The sequence below is a fragment of the Bacillus sp. ISL-55 genome (genome assembly GCF_018613155.1).
In the GTDB taxonomy this organism is placed as follows: domain Bacteria; phylum Bacillota; class Bacilli; order Bacillales; family Cytobacillaceae; genus Mesobacillus.
Window position 1 is genome coordinate 42,196 of record NZ_JAGGQU010000016.1, and the last position, 18,400, is coordinate 60,595.

General features: G+C 43.9%; 17 protein-coding genes. 9 read left to right on the forward strand and 8 right to left on the reverse strand.

The features are described from left to right. Positions 1-13: 13 nt before the first annotated feature. Positions 14-2,398, reverse strand: a complete 2,385-nt coding sequence (locus J7E32_RS09120) for a 3-hydroxyacyl-CoA dehydrogenase/enoyl-CoA hydratase family protein (RefSeq protein ID WP_214906614.1) — start codon at positions 2,396-2,398, stop codon at positions 14-16. Between the two features lie 240 nt (positions 2,399-2,638). Here J7E32_RS09120 and J7E32_RS09125 point away from each other — a divergent pair, with 240 nt between their 5' ends. Then, positions 2,639-2,770, forward strand: a complete 132-nt coding sequence (locus J7E32_RS09125; RefSeq protein ID WP_213370695.1) for a YuzL family protein — start codon at positions 2,639-2,641, stop codon at positions 2,768-2,770. A gap of 235 nt (positions 2,771-3,005) precedes the next feature. Here J7E32_RS09125 and J7E32_RS09130 read toward each other — a convergent pair whose 3' ends face one another. Then, positions 3,006-3,923 carry a proline dehydrogenase family protein gene (locus tag J7E32_RS09130; protein ID WP_214906615.1) on the reverse strand — a complete coding sequence of 306 codons (918 nt, stop codon included), beginning with the start codon at positions 3,921-3,923 and terminating at the stop codon, positions 3,006-3,008. Positions 3,924-4,140: 217 nt separating this feature from the next. Here J7E32_RS09130 and J7E32_RS09135 point away from each other — a divergent pair, with 217 nt between their 5' ends. Both J7E32_RS09135 and J7E32_RS09140 read left to right on the forward strand, forming a co-directional pair. Continuing rightward, the gene (locus J7E32_RS09135) at positions 4,141-4,395 is read left to right on the forward strand and encodes a hypothetical protein (RefSeq protein WP_214906616.1); all 255 of its coding nucleotides are present in this window, start codon (positions 4,141-4,143) and stop codon (positions 4,393-4,395) included. 56 nt (positions 4,396-4,451) lie between these two features. After that, complete coding sequence (locus tag J7E32_RS09140) at positions 4,452-4,799, forward strand: spore coat protein (protein WP_214906617.1); 348 nt, start codon at positions 4,452-4,454, stop codon at positions 4,797-4,799. Between the two features lie 165 nt (positions 4,800-4,964). Here J7E32_RS09140 and J7E32_RS09145 read toward each other — a convergent pair whose 3' ends face one another. From J7E32_RS09145 to J7E32_RS09165, 5 genes are read right to left on the reverse strand one after another with little or no spacing between them, the layout of a single operon-like run. Further along, on the reverse strand, positions 4,965-5,207 hold the full coding sequence (locus J7E32_RS09145) for a YusU family protein (RefSeq protein WP_214906618.1): 243 nt from the start codon (positions 5,205-5,207) through the stop codon (positions 4,965-4,967). Positions 5,208-5,222: 15 nt separating this feature from the next. Beyond that, on the reverse strand, positions 5,223-5,984 hold the full coding sequence (locus tag J7E32_RS09150; protein WP_214906619.1) for an IucA/IucC family C-terminal-domain containing protein: 762 nt from the start codon (positions 5,982-5,984) through the stop codon (positions 5,223-5,225). Then, complete coding sequence (locus J7E32_RS09155; RefSeq protein ID WP_214906620.1) at positions 5,981-6,808, reverse strand: ABC transporter ATP-binding protein; 828 nt, start codon at positions 6,806-6,808, stop codon at positions 5,981-5,983. The genes J7E32_RS09150 and J7E32_RS09155 overlap by 4 nt, the downstream gene beginning before the upstream one ends. An 18-nt stretch (positions 6,809-6,826) precedes the next feature. Continuing rightward, positions 6,827-7,882, reverse strand: a complete 1,056-nt coding sequence (locus J7E32_RS09160) for a FecCD family ABC transporter permease (protein WP_214906622.1) — start codon at positions 7,880-7,882, stop codon at positions 6,827-6,829. After that, entirely contained in the window at positions 7,879-8,883 is a 1,005-nt protein-coding gene (locus J7E32_RS09165; RefSeq protein ID WP_214906623.1) for a FecCD family ABC transporter permease, read from the reverse strand. Before J7E32_RS09165 ends, J7E32_RS09160 begins: the two co-directional genes overlap by 4 nt. 314 nt (positions 8,884-9,197) lie before the next feature. Here J7E32_RS09165 and J7E32_RS09170 point away from each other — a divergent pair, with 314 nt between their 5' ends. The 4 genes from J7E32_RS09170 (at position 9,198) to J7E32_RS09185 (ending at position 14,088) form a co-directional block, all read left to right on the forward strand. After that, complete coding sequence (locus J7E32_RS09170; protein WP_214906625.1) at positions 9,198-10,160, forward strand: ABC transporter substrate-binding protein; 963 nt, start codon at positions 9,198-9,200, stop codon at positions 10,158-10,160. Between the two features lie 236 nt (positions 10,161-10,396). Then, complete coding sequence (locus J7E32_RS09175) at positions 10,397-11,914, forward strand: spore germination protein (protein WP_214906626.1); 1,518 nt, start codon at positions 10,397-10,399, stop codon at positions 11,912-11,914. A 19-nt stretch (positions 11,915-11,933) separates the two neighbouring features. Continuing rightward, a complete protein-coding gene (locus tag J7E32_RS09180; RefSeq protein WP_214906628.1) occupies positions 11,934-13,031 on the forward strand; it encodes a GerAB/ArcD/ProY family transporter in 1,098 nt (365 codons plus the stop codon). Continuing rightward, positions 13,021-14,088, forward strand: coding sequence for a Ger(x)C family spore germination protein (locus tag J7E32_RS09185; RefSeq protein ID WP_214906630.1), 1,068 nt, complete (start codon positions 13,021-13,023; stop codon positions 14,086-14,088). The genes J7E32_RS09180 and J7E32_RS09185 overlap by 11 nt, the downstream gene beginning before the upstream one ends. A 48-nt stretch (positions 14,089-14,136) precedes the next feature. On the opposite strand, the gene J7E32_RS09190 is transcribed toward J7E32_RS09185, so the two are convergent. Continuing rightward, positions 14,137-15,312: an FtsW/RodA/SpoVE family cell cycle protein gene (locus J7E32_RS09190; RefSeq protein ID WP_214906632.1), complete on the reverse strand. Its 1,176-nt coding sequence runs from the start codon at positions 15,310-15,312 to the stop codon at positions 14,137-14,139. Between the two features lie 608 nt (positions 15,313-15,920). Here J7E32_RS09190 and J7E32_RS09195 point away from each other — a divergent pair. Both J7E32_RS09195 and J7E32_RS09200 read left to right on the forward strand, forming a co-directional pair. Continuing rightward, a complete protein-coding gene (locus J7E32_RS09195) occupies positions 15,921-16,703 on the forward strand; it encodes an undecaprenyl-diphosphate phosphatase (RefSeq protein ID WP_214906633.1) in 783 nt (260 codons plus the stop codon). Between the two features lie 781 nt (positions 16,704-17,484). Then, complete coding sequence (locus J7E32_RS09200; RefSeq protein ID WP_353654032.1) at positions 17,485-18,399, forward strand: substrate-binding domain-containing protein; 915 nt, start codon at positions 17,485-17,487, stop codon at positions 18,397-18,399. Position 18,400 lies beyond the last annotated feature (1 nt).

Below are 18,400 nucleotides of genomic sequence, written 5' to 3' on the forward strand. Positions count from 1 at the left end.
AACTATCAATCTATTAGTTGCGCAACGGCTTGCCTTTTACGAGCATATGCTGCATGCGCTGCTGTGATTTCGGTTCTGCCACAAGGCTTAGGAACGCTTCTCTTTCAAGGTCGAGCAAGTATTGCTCATCTACTTCGGTTCCGTATGGCACTTTTCCGCCGGCAATGACATACGCAAGCTTCTTCGCGATTTTCAAGTCATGCTCGGAAATGTAACCGGATAGCTGCATTGTTTGAGCGCCAAGCAGCAGGGTGGCATATCCCGGTTCGCCAGTTACAGGAATTTTCTTTCTCACTGGCGCCTTATAACCGCTTTCATATAAATTCAATGCAGCCTGTTTTGCATCATATAACAAGTGATCGCTGTTGACGCTGATGCCATCTGCTTCATTCAGGAAGTTATTTTCACGGGCTTCTTCTCCTGAAGTGGAGACTTTCGCCATCGCGATGGTTTCAAAGACTTTATTCGCAACCTTTTGAAGGTCAAATTCGACGCCTTTTGGCAGGCCTTCAAGATGCTTGATGTAAAGCTCCTTGTTTCCGCCGCCGCCAGGAATCAGGCCTACACCTGCTTCAACCAGTCCCATATACGTTTCCATGGAAGCCTGGATATGAGCCGCCGGCAAGCACATTTCGGCGCCTCCGCCAAGCGTCATTCCAAATGGAGCAGCTACAACTGGCTTTGAGGAGTATTTGATTTTCATTGTAGTCTGCTGGAACTGGCGTACGACCATATCAAGATCCCAGATGTTATCGTCCTGCGCTTCCATCAGGATCATCGCCAGGTTCGCACCAACTGAGAAGTTTTTGCCCTGGTTGCCGATGACAAGACCCTTATAGTTCTTCTCGACTTCATCAATCGCGAAGTTGATCATCTGAAGGATGTCTGGTCCGATTGAGTTGCTGTGCGAGTGGAACTCCAGCAATGCGATTCCATCGCCAAGATCGATCAGGCTTGCGCCGCCATTCTTTTTAATGACACCCTTTTGCTTTTTCAGAAGCTTCAGGTTGATTACTTTTGGATTTTCTTCTACAGCCACGTATTCACCATTGTGGAAATAGCTCAGTCGGCCATCTTCTTCTTTGTAGAAAGAAGTGAAGCCTTTTTGGACCATTTCTTTTACCCATGCAGGAACAGTCTTGCCTTCTGACTCCATTTTGCTGATGGCTTTTTCGACTCCTAGTGCATCCCATGCTTCGAAAGGTCCCATTTCCCAGCCGAATCCCCACTTCATCGCACGGTCTACTGCGACGATATCATCAGCAATTGTGCCAAGCAAATCAGCTGAGTAAATTAGCACTGGGCTGAAAATATTCCATAAAAGCTCACTGGCACGGTCCTTACCATAAACAAGCGCTTTCATTTTATTGGCAAGGCCTTTTTCCTGCTTCGCCATTTCAGTAGACGCTGTTTTCAGTTTTTTACGTGGTCCGTATTCCAAAGTCTGCGGATCAAGTTCAAGGATTTCCTTGCCTTGCTTCAGGAAGAACCCTTGACCTGACTTGCTGCCAAGCCAGCCGTTCTCAAGCATCTTCTTCATGAACTCAGGTACTTCAAAGACTTCCTTTTCTTCCCCTTCTACCTGGTCATACACGTTCTTTGCAACATGTGCGAAGGTATCGAGACCAACTACATCCAGCGTGCGGAATGTTGCGCTCTTAGGACGGCCGATCATTGGGCCAGTTACGGAGTCAACTTCGCCTACACTGTATCCGCCCTTCACCATTTCTCTTACTGTCACGAGTAATCCGTAAGTGCCGATTCGGTTGGCGATGAAGTTTGGTGTGTCCTTTGCTTCAACGACGCCTTTTCCGAGCTGGTCTTCACCGAACTTCTTTATGAATGAAAGAACTTCAGGGTCTGTATCTTGAGTAGGAATGACCTCAAGCAGCTTCAGGTAGCGCGGCGGGTTGAAGAAGTGCGTGCCAAGGAAATGCTTCCTGAAATCTTCTGAACGTCCTTCAGCCATTGCTTCGACTGAGATTCCTGAAGTATTCGAGCTAATGATGCTCCCCTGCTTGCGGTATTTATCTACATCCGTAAAAACTTTCTTTTTTATATCAAGGTTTTCAACTACTACTTCGATTACCCAGTCTACATCCTTGAGCTTTTCCATATCATCTTCGAAGTTGCCCGCTTCAATCAGAGCAAGATTCTTTTTGGAGGCCAAAGGTGCTGGTTTTTGCTTCAATAACTTCTGCAGTGCTCCTGCACTGATTCGGTTTCGCACCTGCTTATCTTCAAGTGTCAGGCCTTTCGCTTCTTCCTGTTCCGTTAATTCCCGAGGTACAATATCAAGCAGCAATGTCGGGATTCCGATGTTTGCCAGATGTGCGGCAATCCCTGATCCCATGACACCTGAACCAAGCACCGCTGCCTTTTGAATTTGTCGCATCAAATTTGTCTCCCCCTTTGACTCTTTTTGAATGAATACTCATTCATTTTTGCAACAAAAAAAATATGCATATAAATGAGCTCTGTTAATTACTACTATAAAATATTTCAAAAATTTCCGCAATAATAAGGTGCGGAAAAAAGAAAATTTTTTGAATCTTTAATCCTAATGCTTATTTCAGCAGACTTGGGCACCATAAAAAAGCGTTACTCTTATCTTTTTAAAAACACGGAGGTAATGATGATGGCAAGAATGAAAAAGAATCCGTCCAAAGCTGGCGTCAGCGCAGCAAGTGTTAAAGGAGATGCCGGTCCATCAATGGGACAGGGCGGCGAGAGAAAACAAAATAGCCAGAACAGCCAGTATAAAAAATAAAAGCGTAAGCGCCTCTGTCAGCCTCGACAAGCGCTGCCCGCCTAAAGCGCCACGTCCTGTGGCTGGCGGGTCTAGCACATCATGTGCCACGGAGGGCCTGGCAGTGAAGTCGCTTTTTGACTTCATTGGCAGGACTGAAGCGTCTCGAGAGGCTAGGCGCTGGAGCTGGATAATTTTCTAAGTAGAGTTTTGCATCTTCCAAAAAAAACAGGCTGACAATCGTCAGCCTGAAGTTTTATTTCTTCAGCATTCCTTTTAATACAAATGCCACGTTTGCCGGGCGTTCTGCAAGGCGGCGCATGAAATAGCCGTACCAGTCAGTTCCGAATGGGACATACACACGCATCGTGTAACCTTCTTCGGCAAGCTGCAGCTGCCTTTCCGGCATGATTCCAAACAGCATCTGGAACTCGAACTGGGTTTTCGGGATATTATTTGCCTTCGCAAATTCCTTCGTGAAGTTGATGATATTGTCATCGTGTGAGGCAACAGCTGTGTAGTTGCCGTTCAGCAGATGCATCTTGATGATTTTCTTGAAGTTCTCATCTACATCCTTCTTTTCAGGGAAAGCTACTTCAGGTGACTCTTTGTAAGCTCCCTTCACAAGGCGGAGGTTAGGAGAATATTGATTCAGGTCCTCAATATCTTTTTCAGTCCTATACAAATAAGCCTGGATGACAGTGCCAATGTTGTCATATTCAGACTTGAGCTGTTTGAAGATATCCAAAGTCCTCTGGCATCGCTCGTAGTCCTCCATATCGATGGTCACAAAAACATTGTTTTCTTTGGCTGTGTCCATGATCCTGCGCATATTATTCATGACAACTTTTTCAGAAATATCAAAACCAAGCGAAGTCATCTTGACGCTCATCTGGGAATTTAATTTTTCACGGCCAATTGCTTTAATCATTGCAATTGAACTTTCAGCTCTCTCATTCGCTTCTTTTTCATTGTCGACGAATTCGCCAAGGAAATCGACGGTTGCTGCAAGGTTCTTGCTGTTTAATTCTTTGATGACCTCCACCGACTGTTCGACCGTTTCGCCGGAAACGAAGCGTTTTGCCCCTAGACGAAGGCCGTATTGTTTGGCCATCTTCGTAAAGAATTTATTTTTCGATAGAAAAAGAAAGAAGTTCCTCATTAATTGTTCCATAGCTTTTCCTCCCCTTAATGAAAACGATTACAATACCCTTTAAAAAAATTGCTTCATCTATTTCTATTTTGCAAAATCATTTTATCACTTTTTTTTAGCTTTGAATATTACTTTCGTAGGAAAATGTTCTTTTTTGACGAATCATGTCCTGCATACTTTATTTCGGCCCGGGAACGATAATATCCGTAGGAATGAACATAAAACAGGAGGTTCTAATATGCAGCAGCAAAACATGAATTTTCAGGGTCAGCAGCAAGGGATCATGCAGACGCCGCCTTCAGTAGTTTCAACTAAAGATTCTTTATATTTAACTGATATGCTTTCATGGAATTTACTTGCCATGAAAAAAGCACATTTCTTTGCCGAGCAGTGCCAGGACCAGGAACTGAAGATGGAAATCGAAAAGTGCGGACAAATGCACCAGAAACACTACCAGAAAATCCTTACGCACTTGAACAGCCCGCAAAACTAGGCATACTCACAAACGCCTGGAATGCAATAATCGAACTAGACAGGAGGAAAAAGCGGATGAACCAGAACCAGAATCAGCAAAAAATCCAGAATCCAGAAACACAGATCCAAAAAACACCGCAGATGAACGACCGTGATTTTATCAATGATATTTTAACGACTGAAAAATACATGACTCAAGGTTATGATACTGCACTAAATGAAGTAAGCCATGACCAGCTCTACCAGGATGTACTTGCCATCTACACAGAAACAGCGAATGCACAGCGCAGCATCTATAATCTTATGTTCAAAAAAGGCTGGTACGGCGTGGAAGCGGCTGAGGCGCAAAAATTGCAGCAGTCATACCAGCAATTCCAGGGATACTCCAACCAATTCCCTTATGGCGGCCAGCAGCTTCAATAATAATTAATAACTTCTTTGAACCGGGCAAAACATGCTCGGTTCTTTTATTTGCTATTCGTACCCCTCCCTTTCTTTCTCCTTTTTACTGTCGCACCTGTACTTAAACTCAAAATAAGAGGGATTCTTGCCATACAAAAAAACCACCTCATTCGAGATGGTCCTTTCTTATTTCTGGCGGTTCTTCTCATTCAGTTCTTTCACTTCTGCGATCACGTTCTTGATTTGATCCTTGGCTTCCGGGTATTCTGCATTCCAGTGCTTAGCCAGAGGAGGCATCGACTTGGCGATATGGCTGTATACTATCCAAGTTTTTACCTTCTCGACATTCTCAGCGGAACCTTCGCCAACCAAAAGCTCTGTGTATTTTTCCAGCAATCCATTTATTTGTTCTGTAAAATTTTTGTCCATTTCCACACTCTCCATTTACATTCCGCAAGTTCGCGGACAGGTTTTGCAGTAACTGCCTTTTTCTTTGAGCAAGTAGCTGAAACAGCAGGTTTTTCGGATTCTGATATAGGAATCGCTCTCTTCCTGATAGACAGGGTCACTATAATATCTTGCAATTGGATTGTTATTATAGCGTCCAAACAGCTTTCCAGGAGCATGGTTGACGAGAAAAGAAAAGTCTTCTGACGCCCGCGCCTTCACCTCATGGTCCTCAGTTTGGCTTAGGATTTTTTCATAGAGCCAGAAAATATAGACAGCAACATTTTCCCATAGAATCAACTTTGAGATTTTCGCAGATTTCGAGATTGCCTCCATAACTGGAAATAGATTATCCACAAATAAATGCCTTACTGCTTCCGTTCGCCACACTAAACGCTCCCCGGCCGGACACACCTCGGCGGTTTTATTTTTCAGATAAAAGTCTGGCAGCCAAAGTCCATCCTTAATGGCGTCAGCAAGAATAATATTTTCCGGTGATACATCCAGCTTTTTGTTAAAAGCACTCATACTATACAAATAGAGGACTGCTAGAAAAGCGTGCCTTTTCATAAAAACAGATGCTGCCGTCTTAAGGTCAGGAGCTTTTAGCCCTACATTGAACCTTTTCAAGTAAACGCCCATCGTCGCTGCCTCTATGAAAGGCCGGAAATCAATCTGCACATCCTTTTCAGGTTCTGCAACCACGAAACGATAGTTCGCAAGAATATCTATTTCAATTTGGGTTAGTTCAGTTCTCATGTTGGTGCTCCCACTTTATCTCTAAGGATTCGGCGCCCTTTTCCATGCGGAATGCATAGTGGTGTGCCGAACAGCGGATCGATCGTCACTTCACAATCCATTCCGAAGACATACTTTACAAGACCGCAGTTAATGACAACTTCCGGCTTTCCCTGGTCAAAAATCTTCTGGTCCTTTATCGCCACAATGTTATGTGCATACCTGCAGGCAAGATTCAGGTCATGTAAAACCATGACAATCGTCCGGCCTTCATTTTCATTCAATTCATACAGTAAATCAAGAATCTCAATTTGATGAGTCATATCCAGATAGGTTGTCGGTTCATCCAGCAGGATGATATCGGTATCCTGGGCAAGGGTCATCGCAATCCAGGCACGCTGGCGCTGTCCCCCGGACAACGAGTCGACTGTACGGTCCTTGAGATGATCGATGCCTGTTGCCTTTAACGCATCGTATACACTCTTTTCATCCTCTTCCGACCATTGCTTCAGCCAGGTCTGGTAGGGATACCTGCCCTGTTTTACAAGCTGCAGGACCGTCAAGCCTTCTGGCGCTGAGGGAGATTGGGGAAGGATGGCCATTTTACGGGCAACTTCCTTAGTTGACAATTTTGCGATAGACTCGCCTTCAAGCAGGATTGACCCGTCCCTCGGCTTGAGCAGTCTTGCGATCGAGCGCAGCAAGGTCGATTTTCCGCAGCCATTTCCTCCGATAAAAACAGTGATCTCGCCTTTAGGAATTTGTATATCTAATTCATTTATAATAATCGAATCTCCATAGGAGAGCGTCAGTTTTTCCGTTTCGATTGCCTGAGACATGTCCATTCCCCTTTCTCTTCAGCTTTAAGTATTACGTGTCTTGAATAGCAGGTAGACAAAATACGGGGCCCCAATGCCTGCGGTGAAAACACCCGCCGGGACTTCTAGTGGTGAAAACATTGTCCGCCCAATCAAATCAGCAAGCATGACAAGGATTCCGCCAATCAAAGCAGATACTGGCAACAGAGCACCGAATGTTGAACCGACAAGTCTCCTGGCCATATGCGGGGCCATCAGGCCGACGAAACCAATGCCGCCGGCAAAGGCAACTGAGCTGGCTATAAGTGCAGTGCTGACAAGCAATAGTGCAAACCGCTGCCGCTGGACATGGCCACCGACCCCTGTTGCTATATCTTCCCCTAATTCCTGTACATTCACGTTCCTGGCAAAGATAAAGGCAATCAGGAGCATAATGACGGTCCAGGGTACGAGCACCGCTACATTTGCCCATGTCGAGCCATAAACCGTACCCGTGATCCAGATATTCGCCTGACTGGCCCGATAGATCGGCCCCATGATCATCATAAGTGTCGTCAACGCCTGCATCATGGCCGAAATCCCTATACCAATTAATACGAGCCTCACAGGCGAGACGCCATTTTTCCAGGAAAGGAAATAAACCAGGAATGCTACGATTGCGGCACCTGCAAATGCGGCAACAGGCATCCATTCTATACTTACTGTCAGAGCATTATTATCATCACTAAAAATAGCTAAAAAACCTACAACCGCTACCGCTGCCCCACCAGTGATTCCCAAAATATCCGGTGAAGCAAGCGGATTCCGGATCATCCCCTGCAAAAGTCCACCGGCGACAGCCAAACTGATCCCAACCATCAGAGCAACGATAATTCTGGGAAGGCGGAACGATTGAACGACCAATCTCTCCATATCGCTTCCCCCGCCGAAAAAAACAGCAAGTACGCTTATTGGGCTTATATCCATATCGCCCAGGCCGGTACTGATGACAAACACGGCAAATGCTGTAACGAGCAGGCCCAGAAAAATCACCGCTGCTTTTTTATCAATCAAAAAAGAGATTTTATCTTTAAAAAGTCTTAAACTTCTGTACTGGCTCATTTTCCGTTGAACCCCTTTCTCGCGATATAAATGAAAAATGGAGTTCCAATCATCGCCGTCATGACACCTACAGGGATTTCCTGCGGCATCAGCACATATCGGGCAGCGATATCCGCTGCCAATAACAGCATCCCTCCGAAAATCGCAGAGAAAGGAATGACCCAGCGGTGATCAATGCCAACCACAGCCCTTGTCAAATGCGGGATCACAATCCCGATAAAACCAATTGGGCCAGCAACAGCGACAGCCCCACCCGATAAAAGAACGATGATGATGCCGGTGCCAAGCTTGACGAAACCAGTATTCAAACCAAGTCCCTTTGCCACATCCTCGCCCATTGACAAGATGTTCATTTTAGAAGAAATCAAAACAGCTGCAATCCAGCCGATCGCTAAATATGGGAGGACTCCAATGAGCGTCTCCAGCTTGCGGCCCTGTACAGAGCCCGCGAGCCAGTATAAAACCTGCTCTAGAGCAGCTTCATCCAGTACGAGCAAGCCCTGGGTGAACGAAGAAAACATCGCAGTCATCGCTGCTCCTGCAAGTGTCAATTTCATCGGTGTCAATCCTTCACGGCCTGCCGAGCCAATCACATAGACACTGACTGCTGCAAGTGCGGCACCCAAAAAGGAGATCCATGCGAACGCCTGGAGGCTCCCAACTGAAAAAATCGTCACCGCTACTACCACCGCGAAACCAGCTCCTGCATTCACGCCAAAAATACCTGGTGATGCGAGCGGATTTTTCGTCAATGTCTGCATTAAGACACCCGCAATCGCAAGGCTTGCTCCTACAGCAGCAGCAATCAGTGCCCGAGGAAGGCGAACTGATTGAATAATAATATGTTCATTTGAACCGTCATAATTCGTAAAGGCATCATACGCCGTTACCCATGATGTGTCTGTATAACCGTAAACGATGCTGGCGCATATTAAAAATAAAACGAATAAGATTGCAATCACTAAACCGATCAATCTTTGGCCATTGGTTTTAAGCAGCATGATGATTTAACCTTTCTTTTTGAAAACTTCTTTGTAATATTTGTTGCTGTCTCAGACAAAATGATTAAAATGAAACTCATTTAAACAGATCAAGGACAACCTTTAAAACAACCATTTAAGTATGTTGTTAATATTGTTTTTTACTTTACTTGAAATTTGATCCCTTTTCACTATGTCACCAGACAATTTCACAAAATCGTCAATGATGATGAAAATCATTATCAATTAGTGTTGACATTAACTCCACTTGCATTTTATCATAAAGGAGCAGTAATTGAAAACGATTATCAATAACAATCTAGGAGGAAATACATATGAAAGTCTCAAAACACTTGCTGGCTCTTATCAGCATCTTCACCATCCTGCTTTTGGCGGCATGCGGTGCCAGTGAAGATGAATCTAAGAACACAGCTGAAGAACCAAAGGAAAAGGAAGAAAGCTATACAGTTGAACACGCCATGGGCACCACTACACTGGATAAGACTCCAGAGAAGGTTGTCGTCCTGACAAATGAAGGTACGGAAGCACTTCTTGAGCTGGGAGTTACTCCAGTTGGTGCAGTTCAGTCATGGACAGGCGACCCTTGGTATGACCATATCGCCGATGATATGAAGGATGTCGAGGTAGTTGGCGTCGAAAGCCAGGTTAACGTAGAAGCCATTGCAGCCCTAAAGCCTGACTTGATCATCGGCAATAAAATGCGCCAGGAAGATATTTTTGAACAGCTTAAAGCTATCGCACCTACAGTGTTTGCAGAGGATCTTCGCGGAAACTGGAAAAACAACTTTGAACTTTATGCAAAAGCTGTAAACAAAGAAGAAAAGGGCAAGGAAGTACTTGCTGCTTATGATCAGCGAATCGAAGATCTAAAAGAAAAACTTGGTGATAAAGTAAATACGAAAGTTTCGATGGTTCGCTTCATGGCTGGTGACGTACGTATTTACCACAAGGATTCATTCTCGGGCGTAATCCTGGAGCAAATCGGAATGGCTCGTCCTGAAAGCCAGGATAAAGAAGACTTTGCTGAAAAAGGTGTGACTAAGGAAAGAATTCCGGCAATGGACGGAGATGTCCTCTTCTACTTCACATATGATGAAGGCGACGGCAAAGCGACTGAAGTTGAAAAGGAATGGATCGAGGACCCGCTTTTCCAGAACCTTGTGGTAGCGAAAAAAGGTGAAGTCCACAAAGTTAATGATGCCATCTGGAATACAGCTGGCGGTGTTATGGCTGCTAATCTGATGCTGGATGACCTTGAAAAACATTTGTTGAAATAAAATCCCCCCAAGATTTTATTTAACTCTTCCCCACCCATAGATAAAATGCACAGCCCCCGCAAACGATGATTTGCGGGGGCTGCTGTTTTATACACCTCCTTTTCCTATATCACCTTCATCCATTCATCACTAAAATTGCGAAAAGAGTTTTCATAATCCTCCCATTTTCGGAAATGATAAGCGTAAATCCAGAATGGCGGAGATTGTACATGAGACAGTTATTCAAAAAAAAGCTAATGCAAGAAATTGAAAAGGAAGCGGTCCGTCAAGATACTGAAGGACAAAAGCCAGGGCAATATCTCAATGAGCATGAATGGGAAAAAGCACTTTTAAAGTCACATGATTTTAAAAAGACTTTTTACGTGAATCAAAAATCAGGTAAAAAGTTCTGCTTTTCTTTCATGACTACTCTTGTAGACGAGAGCATCCTTCAGAACAATGCCCTTCCATATTTACTGGAAGGCGATTTCATTAAGATAGAAGATGTAAAAAAGCTGATCCCCATTGCTGATGTCCAGGTCTCTGATAACAATGAAGATATTGAGACTAAATTGTTTAATGGTTACGTCCTTTTGACTCTGGAGGATGAAGAAAAATACTTTGCTTTTGTTGCTGCCCAAAAAGAGGTTGTCCGAAACGTTGCGCAGCCTGAGGTAGAGTTCAGTGTTATCGGTCCAAAGGAATCATTTGTGGAGTCCATGGACCATAACCTCAACATGATTCGTAAAAGAGTCCCTGTGAAAGAGCTGATCATCGAAAATTTCACAGTAGGTTCGATTTCTAAATCAGGTGTGGCAGTCCTGTATATTGATGGAATTACAAATAAAGAAAACGTCAATACTGTTGTACAGCGGGTCAAAGAGATTGAATTTGATGAAATTACGGATAGCTCCTATATCGTCCAGTTGATTTCAGATAACCAGAACTCTCCCTTTCCACAGCTGCTCGATACAGAAAGGCCCGACCGTATTGCAGCAATACTTGCGGAAGGTAAAGTCGCCATCCTTGTAGATGGTTCACCACACGCATTGATCGGGCCAACGACCCTGGTTGAATTTTTCGGTTCATTCGAAGACTATTTCCTGAATTATTTATTGTCTTCTTTTTTCCGACTGATCCGTTTATTCGCAGTTGCGTTCTCGATCCTGATAACACCTATATATGTAGCAGCCTTGTCCTACCATTATGAATTAATCCCAAAGGACCTGCTAAGCACATTGATTACTTCAAGGCGGGAAATTCCGCTCCCTCCTATTCTTGAAGCATTGTTCCTTGAACTGACGATTGAACTATTGCGTGAGGCCGGAGCCCGCCTGCCTACCAAGGTCGGCCAGACGATCGGTATCGTGGGTGGAATCGTAATCGGGACAGCATCCGTTGAAGCTGGCCTAACGAGTAACGTCCTGCTCATCATTGTCGCATTGGCAGCGTTGGCATCTTTTACAACACCTGTATACCGGATGGGCAATACAATCAGGTTGCTGCGATTCCCCTTCCTGTTCTTAGCTGAGCTTTGGGGAATGCTTGGAATCGTCGTCGCCTTTTCGTTCCTCCTGACCCATCTGCTTAGACTAACATCATTGGGCAGGCCTTTCCTGGAGCCTTTGTATCCTCCAAGGGTAACGGATTTCAAAGATGCGATCATTCGGTTCCCTTTTACAATGCAATATAACCGGCCACAATATTTGAGGACAGAAAACCCTGTCCGTTTCAGTGAAAAAAAAGCGAAGCAAAAGAAGGACATCGATGAATGAGCATTGGAGGTTTTGATGAATGCAGCAGCCAGTACCTGAAAGATTGCAAGTTTCACCATTTCTCGTTCTCTACTTAATCATGTCCATGCAGATTGGCATCGGGGTCCTTGGCTACCAGCGAATCATCGCGAAGGATGCTGGCTATGATGCATGGATATCGGTCATTGCTGCTGGCCTGAGTATCCATATTATCATTTGGATGATTTATAAAATTTGCGGTACGGTTGATGGAGATATTGTTGCTGCCAATTCCTTTGTTTTCGGTAAAGTAATCGGCAATGCCTTAAGTTCTGTTTTTATCGTCTACCTGCTAATTTTTGCTTTGGCTGTCTTAAGGACATTTATTGAAGTCATTCAGGTATGGATGTTCCCAGAAATCAGTACTTTCTGGTACAGCCTTGTCTTTTTGCTTCTGTCTGTTTATATCGTATTTGGCGGTTTTCGGACCGTGACAGGTATTGCTTTTTTCTGTATAGTCCTGCCGAGCTATCTGCTGCTGACCTTCGGGTTCGCGCTCAAGTATGCAGAATTCAGGAATCTACTGCCAATTTTTGATCATTCTCTTAAAGAATTCGCTACTAGTGCATATAACATGTCCCTTACCTATATCGGATTCGAAATACCCTTGTTTTTCTACCCTTTTATAAAAGATGCACCTAAGTCCCAGAAGTGGGCACATTTAGGGGTCTTTTTGACGACTATCATCTACACTGTCCTAGCAATTATTACTTTCACTTATTTTTCAGAAGCACAGCTGGCCAAATCCATCTGGGCCACACTAGAAATGTGGAAGATTGTCAGCATGCCATTTGTCGAGCGTTTTGAATATATCGGTATTGCCAACTGGAACTTGATTATCCTTCCAAATATCTGCATTGCACTTTGGGGAGGCAGCATGATTTTAAAGAGGGCATTTAAACTGCGCCAAAAGAAAGGCGTCATAGTATTAGCGCTGATCTGTCTGGTTGCCGTTTCCTTTTTTGATACTCGTGCGAAAATCAATCTTTTAAATGATTGGACTGCAAAAATTGGCTTCGCTGTTACCTATATTTATATCCCGATTTTATTTATCGCCACTTTGATTGCCAAGAAGGTGAAGAATAAAAATGAGAATTAGAAATTTTTTTCTAGTTTTAGCCGCAGTCATCACACTTTCAGGTTGTGTCGAAAAAGAAATCATTGATGATGTCAATATCGAGATGGGCGTTGGCTATGATTTAGTTGAGAAAGACAAAATTGAAGGTACCGTCATGATTCCGATTTTCAATCCTGATAAGAAAATTGGCAATTTCACCTATTCCGCGACTGCCACGAGCAGCAGGGACCTGATTCAGGAAGTTCAGCGAAAATCAGCTCAGCCACTCGTAACTGGGTCATTGGAAATTGCTTTATTCGGAGAAGACATTGCTAAAAAGGGAATTAGAGAGTTTACAGATGCATTCGAACGGGATGCAAGCATCGGTGCGAGGGTTTATTTTGCTGTCGCTGATGAGTCAGCAAAAAGCATCTTATCAGGGACATATGGCAACAGGGGGAACGCAATCCATTTATCCCAGCTGATTAAGCACAATATGGAAACACGCAATCTTCCAATTACAAACATGCACCTTTATTTATTTGACCTCTATCAGGAAGGAAGAGACCCCTACCTTCCTATTTTAAAAAAGGTAGAGCCCGAAATTATTGATATAGTCGGGATTGCATTATTTAAAGATGATAAACTCATGAGCGAACTCCCTCCAGAAAAAATGTTCTTCTTTAAGCTGCTTACAGACAAGTTTAGCGAAGGGGCATTTAAACTTGATGTCGGTAAGGAGAAAGTGGTAATAAAAGATTTGGAATCAAAACATAAAATCAAGCTGACGAAACGGGACCCCTATAGCCTTACCGTAGAGATCAAGATCAAAGGCCTGATTCGTGAATACACAGGAAATATTGTAACACCAGAGATTATTAAGAAGATTGAAAAAGAATTCGAAGCACATGTCAACAAAGAATCCAGCACTATGATCAAGGATTTCCAGGAGCAGGGCATCGATCCCGTGGGATTTGGCGAGTTCATCAAAAGCAAGACAAGAGGCTTCGATTTTAAAAGATGGGAAGATGAATATAAGAATTTAACTGTCAATGTTAAAACTGATGTGATTATTACTGAGGTGGGTATTGTCGAGTAAATCGAAATAGGGTGTCCCAAAATACTTTGGGACACCCTTTCATTTTGCTTATGCTGTGGTCGAGAACATATATTTCTTATAATGGTACCGTATCGAGAAAATCAAGCTTACAGCTAGCATATTTCCCATGAGCGAGCTTCCTCCATAGCTGATAAATGGCAACGGGATGCCCGTGATTGGCAGAAGTCCGATGGTCATGCCTATATTCTGGAATACATGGAAGGTGATCATGCTGATGACGCCAACACAGATGTAAGTATAGAAATCGTTTTTCGTTTCCATGCCGATTTTTGTGATTTGGTAAATCAGCAGGAAAAACAAGCTTACGATGATGCTTGCTCCAACGAAGCCGAACTCCTCGCCGATGATGCTGAATATGAAGTCAGTATGGCTCTCGGGCAGGTATACTTCCCTTGTTCCATAGCCCTTCCCCACTGTTTCACCTGATCCGATGGCAAGCAGCGATCTGGTCAGCTGGAAACCGGTTGTGCTCTGGTAATTATAAGGGTCAAGCCAGGAATAAATCCTTCCGAATTGATATTCCTTCACACCAAGATATTTTTCAAGGATTTCAGGCTTCCAGATCACAAAATAGAATATGATCGAAATCAGTGTAAGGCCTGTCCCGAAAATTGGCACAAGCAGCTTCCAGGTGATACCCGAGATAAAAATCATCCCAAGCATGATTGAAATATAAACAAGCGATGTACCAAGGTCAGGCTGCTGCATGACGAGCAGGAGCGGTACCATCGTAACAATACCGATTTTAATCAAAAGCCAGAAGTCCGTCTGCATACTTTTCAGCCGATATTTCTGATGGTGGTCGACAATCATCCTCGCAAGCGCCAGGATGATGAACACTTTTACCAATTCCGAAGGCTGCAGGGTACCCATTGCCGGCACCCTGTACCAGCTCTTCGCCCCATTGATGACAGGAGCAATGCTTGAAGGCGCAACGATCAGACCCGCCAGCAGGACGAGCCCAAAACCATACGCATACCAGCTCAATTTTTGCAGCTGGTCGGAATCCAGTGTGATGACCGCGGTTATGATGCCGGCACCAATGATGTACCAGATAATTTGCTTTATCAAAAAGTTTTCAGAGCCATACTGCCCCGTCGTCTGCGCGCTGTAAATGGCAATGCAGCTTGCAAGAAATAATAGGATCAATATCGTAACCAGCCCGTAGTCGAGCCGGGAATTCGTTTTTTGATTCGAAGTCATTTTTATTCCCCTTTAATGAAGGCAGTTTCCAACTGGAATGAGCGTTAAGGAAGTTTTTTTTGTAAGGCATGAAAATCGAGCCTTATTTTAAGAACTGTTCAATACTTCATTATATTTTTTTCGACAATAAATCACAACTTCTGACGATGAAATGGTTATTATTACATATCCAAATAATTTTATTCAGGAAAATTGGCGCAGGTAAATGGGTTAGGCTTCCTTTTTTGTTTGATGGGCTGATTTATTTTAGTTTATAAAACCCTGATGACGGACAGTTTCCCTGCTTTTTCCCGGATTTGTGTCCGTCATAACCCTGATGACGGATAGTTTCCCTGCTTTTTCCCGGATTTATGTCCGTCATAACCCTAATGACAGACAGTTTTCCTGCTTTTTCCCGGATTTGTGTCCGTCATAATCTTGATAACGGACAGTTTCCCTGCTTTTTCCCGGATTTGTGGCCGTCATAACCTTGATAACGGACAGTTTCCCTGCTTTTTCACACATTTATGTCCGTCAATGGGGTCTGCTAACAATTTTGCGGGCATAGAGAGGGGACATGTTTCATAGCTTTGTAAGGGACAAAGTCTTTGAAAAAGTGGGGATTCTGTATGCTATCAAAAATTGAAGCTTTTTTTCTTGGGATTATCCAGGGGCTGACAGAGTTTTTGCCGATCAGCAGTACTGGACACCTTTATCTGGGCAGGAATTTATTCGGTCTTGAGGAGGCCGGCCTGCTGCTCGACACGATGCTTCATGTGGGTACGCTGCTGGCGGTGTTTGTGTTTTATAGATATGAATTCATCAAGATATTGAAAAATCCGTTCGGGAAGCTGACCTTCCTCCTTGTTGTCGGCACGCTGCCGGCTGTCGTGGTCGGATTGCTGTTTGAGGACTACTTTGATGAAATCTCCAAAACCGGCGTGACGATTGGCTGGGAATTTCTGGTTACTGGTGCCTTGATGTGGTTCGCCGATTCGATCAAAAATGGCCGCAAAAAGATGGATGATATCAGCTATACCGATGCGCTGGTGATTGGCAGCTTCCAGGCGGCGGCGATTTTTCCGGCGATTTCGCGATCAGGATTGACGATTGTCGCGGCGCTTTGGCGTAAGCTCGACCGTGAGACAGCGGCCTACTTCTCTTTCCTGCTTTCAACTCCTGCGATTCTGGGAGCGATTGTCCTGCAGGGGAAAGATCTTTTCAGCGGCGGAAGTGAGACGATTTCGATTCAGGCATTGTTGATTGGCATCATTTCAGCAGCAATTTTCGGATATATCGCAGTAAAATGGATGATTGGCTATTTGAAAAATCATTCTTTGAAGCCTTTTGCGATTTATGTGTGGATCATGGGGCTTGTTGTGCTGTATTTTCAGTATGCAGGACAGTTTTGAAAATTTTTATAGCGGAAATCGTGATTTTATAGCGAGTTTTTCTGTTTTATAGCGAATTTTTCTGTTTTATAGCGAATTTTTCATTTTTATAGCGAATTTTTCATTTTTATAGCGAATTTCTCATTTTTATAGCGAATTTCTCATTTTTATAGCGAATTGGAAATTTATACTGTTTTTTTCCAGTTCCCGCTAAAAAAATGCACACCATCCTCAAATGGTGTGCATTTTTACATTTATCAGCAGCCGCCGTCTCCGCCCATCAGGACCAGACCTTCGCGATACTCGTCATATTCAAGTGCCATACCTTCAGTATAGTCGACGATATTGGATTCAATTGCGACTTGGATTTCATTGATAACTGTTACATGATCATCTTCTTCCGGCTCCTCCAGAGCCAGCCCAATCTGCGGGCCTCCTCAGCCAAAGCCGCCGAAATAGACGCGGATCCCTGCTGCGTTACGCTCAGCGAGGATTTCTTTTAAAATGTCGCGCGCTTTATCTGAAATCTTCATTCTCCCTGTTCCTTTCTACATCAATTCTGTCTAATGCTTAGTTTACCATGGTATCTATAAGAAATACACAATACTGCCCGGAGTATTTTACGAAGGTTATATTTGGAAAACCAACGACACTGTATTGGCAGTTCCCAGCCTAAATTGTGAACATTTTTCGATAATCCTACAATGAAACCAAACAAAACACAACAAAACTTAACGAAAACTATACCTATCTATCAAATATTTTATTATATTTAATTTAGGAAGAAAAGGAGGGAATCTCTGTGCAAATTTATACTCCTGACGAAATTGCGGCCATGCTGAAAATTTCAAAGCATACCGTGTATGAATTAATTAAGCGTGGTGACCTGTCTGCTTTTAAAGTAGGCAATAAAATGAGAATAGAAGAAATTGAGTTTGAAAGATACAAAGCCAGTATGTCCGCAAATCCAGCCAGAACTAAAGACTCCAGGGATTTGCATACTTTGCAGCTGGCAGGCAGCCATGATTTCCTTGTTGAGCAGCTTGTTAAGTACATAGCTTTAGAGGGTACCGGTCTATCAATCACTCCCTCCTACATCGGCAGTCTTGAGGGGTTGATGATGCTTTACCGCGGAAGCGCTGACATCGCCGCTGTTCATTTGCTGGATCCGGCATCGCAACAGTACAATCTTCCCTTCATCCGCCAATTGTTTGTCCATGAGCCAATAACGGTGATGAGACTTGCATCCCGGGAACAGGGCTTGATCGTGGCAAAAGGCAATCCAAAGAACATCACCGGTGTCAACGACCTGGCAAGAAATGATGTCGAGATCATCAATCGCCAAAAAGGAGCCGGAACCCGTTTCCTGCTCGATTCCTTTCTAGCAAACGAAAAACTTGAGCCATCTGCTGTAAAAGGCTATGCAAATGAGGAATGGACTCACCTGGGTGCGGCAGCACATATCAGCCGAGGAACCGCTGATGCCGCTTTTGGAATCAGATGTGCAGCAAGCCAGCTTGGATTGGATTTCATCCCATTGACGAAAGAACAGTTTGATCTCGTGTTCCGCTGGACTCCGGAAAATAAAGGAGCACTGCGGCACTTGGCCGACCTGATTCAACTCACCAATTTTAAAGAAAGCATCGCTGACCTCGATGGCTATGATGCTGAAGATTTCGGGAAAATCATTTATGGAAACCACTTATTGGAGGCATAAC

What these genes read in the sequence shown, in the direction of transcription:
- J7E32_RS09125 (WP_213370695.1), top strand. Translation starts at nt 2,639, where the DNA reads ATGGCAAGAATGAAAAAGAATCCGTCCAAAGCTGGCGTCAGCGCAGCA.
- J7E32_RS09130 (WP_214906615.1), bottom strand. Translation starts at nt 3,923, where the DNA reads ATGGAACAATTAATGAGGAACTTCTTTCTTTTTCTATCGAAAAATAAA.
- J7E32_RS09135 (WP_214906616.1), top strand. Translation starts at nt 4,141, where the DNA reads ATGCAGCAGCAAAACATGAATTTTCAGGGTCAGCAGCAAGGGATCATG.
- J7E32_RS09140 (WP_214906617.1), top strand. Translation starts at nt 4,452, where the DNA reads ATGAACCAGAACCAGAATCAGCAAAAAATCCAGAATCCAGAAACACAG.
- J7E32_RS09145 (WP_214906618.1), bottom strand. Translation starts at nt 5,207, where the DNA reads ATGGACAAAAATTTTACAGAACAAATAAATGGATTGCTGGAAAAATAC.
- J7E32_RS09150 (WP_214906619.1), bottom strand. Translation starts at nt 5,984, where the DNA reads ATGAGAACTGAACTAACCCAAATTGAAATAGATATTCTTGCGAACTAT.
- J7E32_RS09155 (WP_214906620.1), bottom strand. Translation starts at nt 6,808, where the DNA reads ATGGACATGTCTCAGGCAATCGAAACGGAAAAACTGACGCTCTCCTAT.
- J7E32_RS09160 (WP_214906622.1), bottom strand. Translation starts at nt 7,882, where the DNA reads ATGAGCCAGTACAGAAGTTTAAGACTTTTTAAAGATAAAATCTCTTTT.
- J7E32_RS09165 (WP_214906623.1), bottom strand. Translation starts at nt 8,883, where the DNA reads ATGCTGCTTAAAACCAATGGCCAAAGATTGATCGGTTTAGTGATTGCA.
- J7E32_RS09170 (WP_214906625.1), top strand. Translation starts at nt 9,198, where the DNA reads ATGAAAGTCTCAAAACACTTGCTGGCTCTTATCAGCATCTTCACCATC.
- J7E32_RS09175 (WP_214906626.1), top strand. Translation starts at nt 10,397, where the DNA reads ATGCAAGAAATTGAAAAGGAAGCGGTCCGTCAAGATACTGAAGGACAA.
- J7E32_RS09180 (WP_214906628.1), top strand. Translation starts at nt 11,934, where the DNA reads ATGCAGCAGCCAGTACCTGAAAGATTGCAAGTTTCACCATTTCTCGTT.
- J7E32_RS09185 (WP_214906630.1), top strand. Translation starts at nt 13,021, where the DNA reads ATGAGAATTAGAAATTTTTTTCTAGTTTTAGCCGCAGTCATCACACTT.
- J7E32_RS09190 (WP_214906632.1), bottom strand. Translation starts at nt 15,312, where the DNA reads ATGACTTCGAATCAAAAAACGAATTCCCGGCTCGACTACGGGCTGGTT.
- J7E32_RS09195 (WP_214906633.1), top strand. Translation starts at nt 15,921, where the DNA reads ATGCTATCAAAAATTGAAGCTTTTTTTCTTGGGATTATCCAGGGGCTG.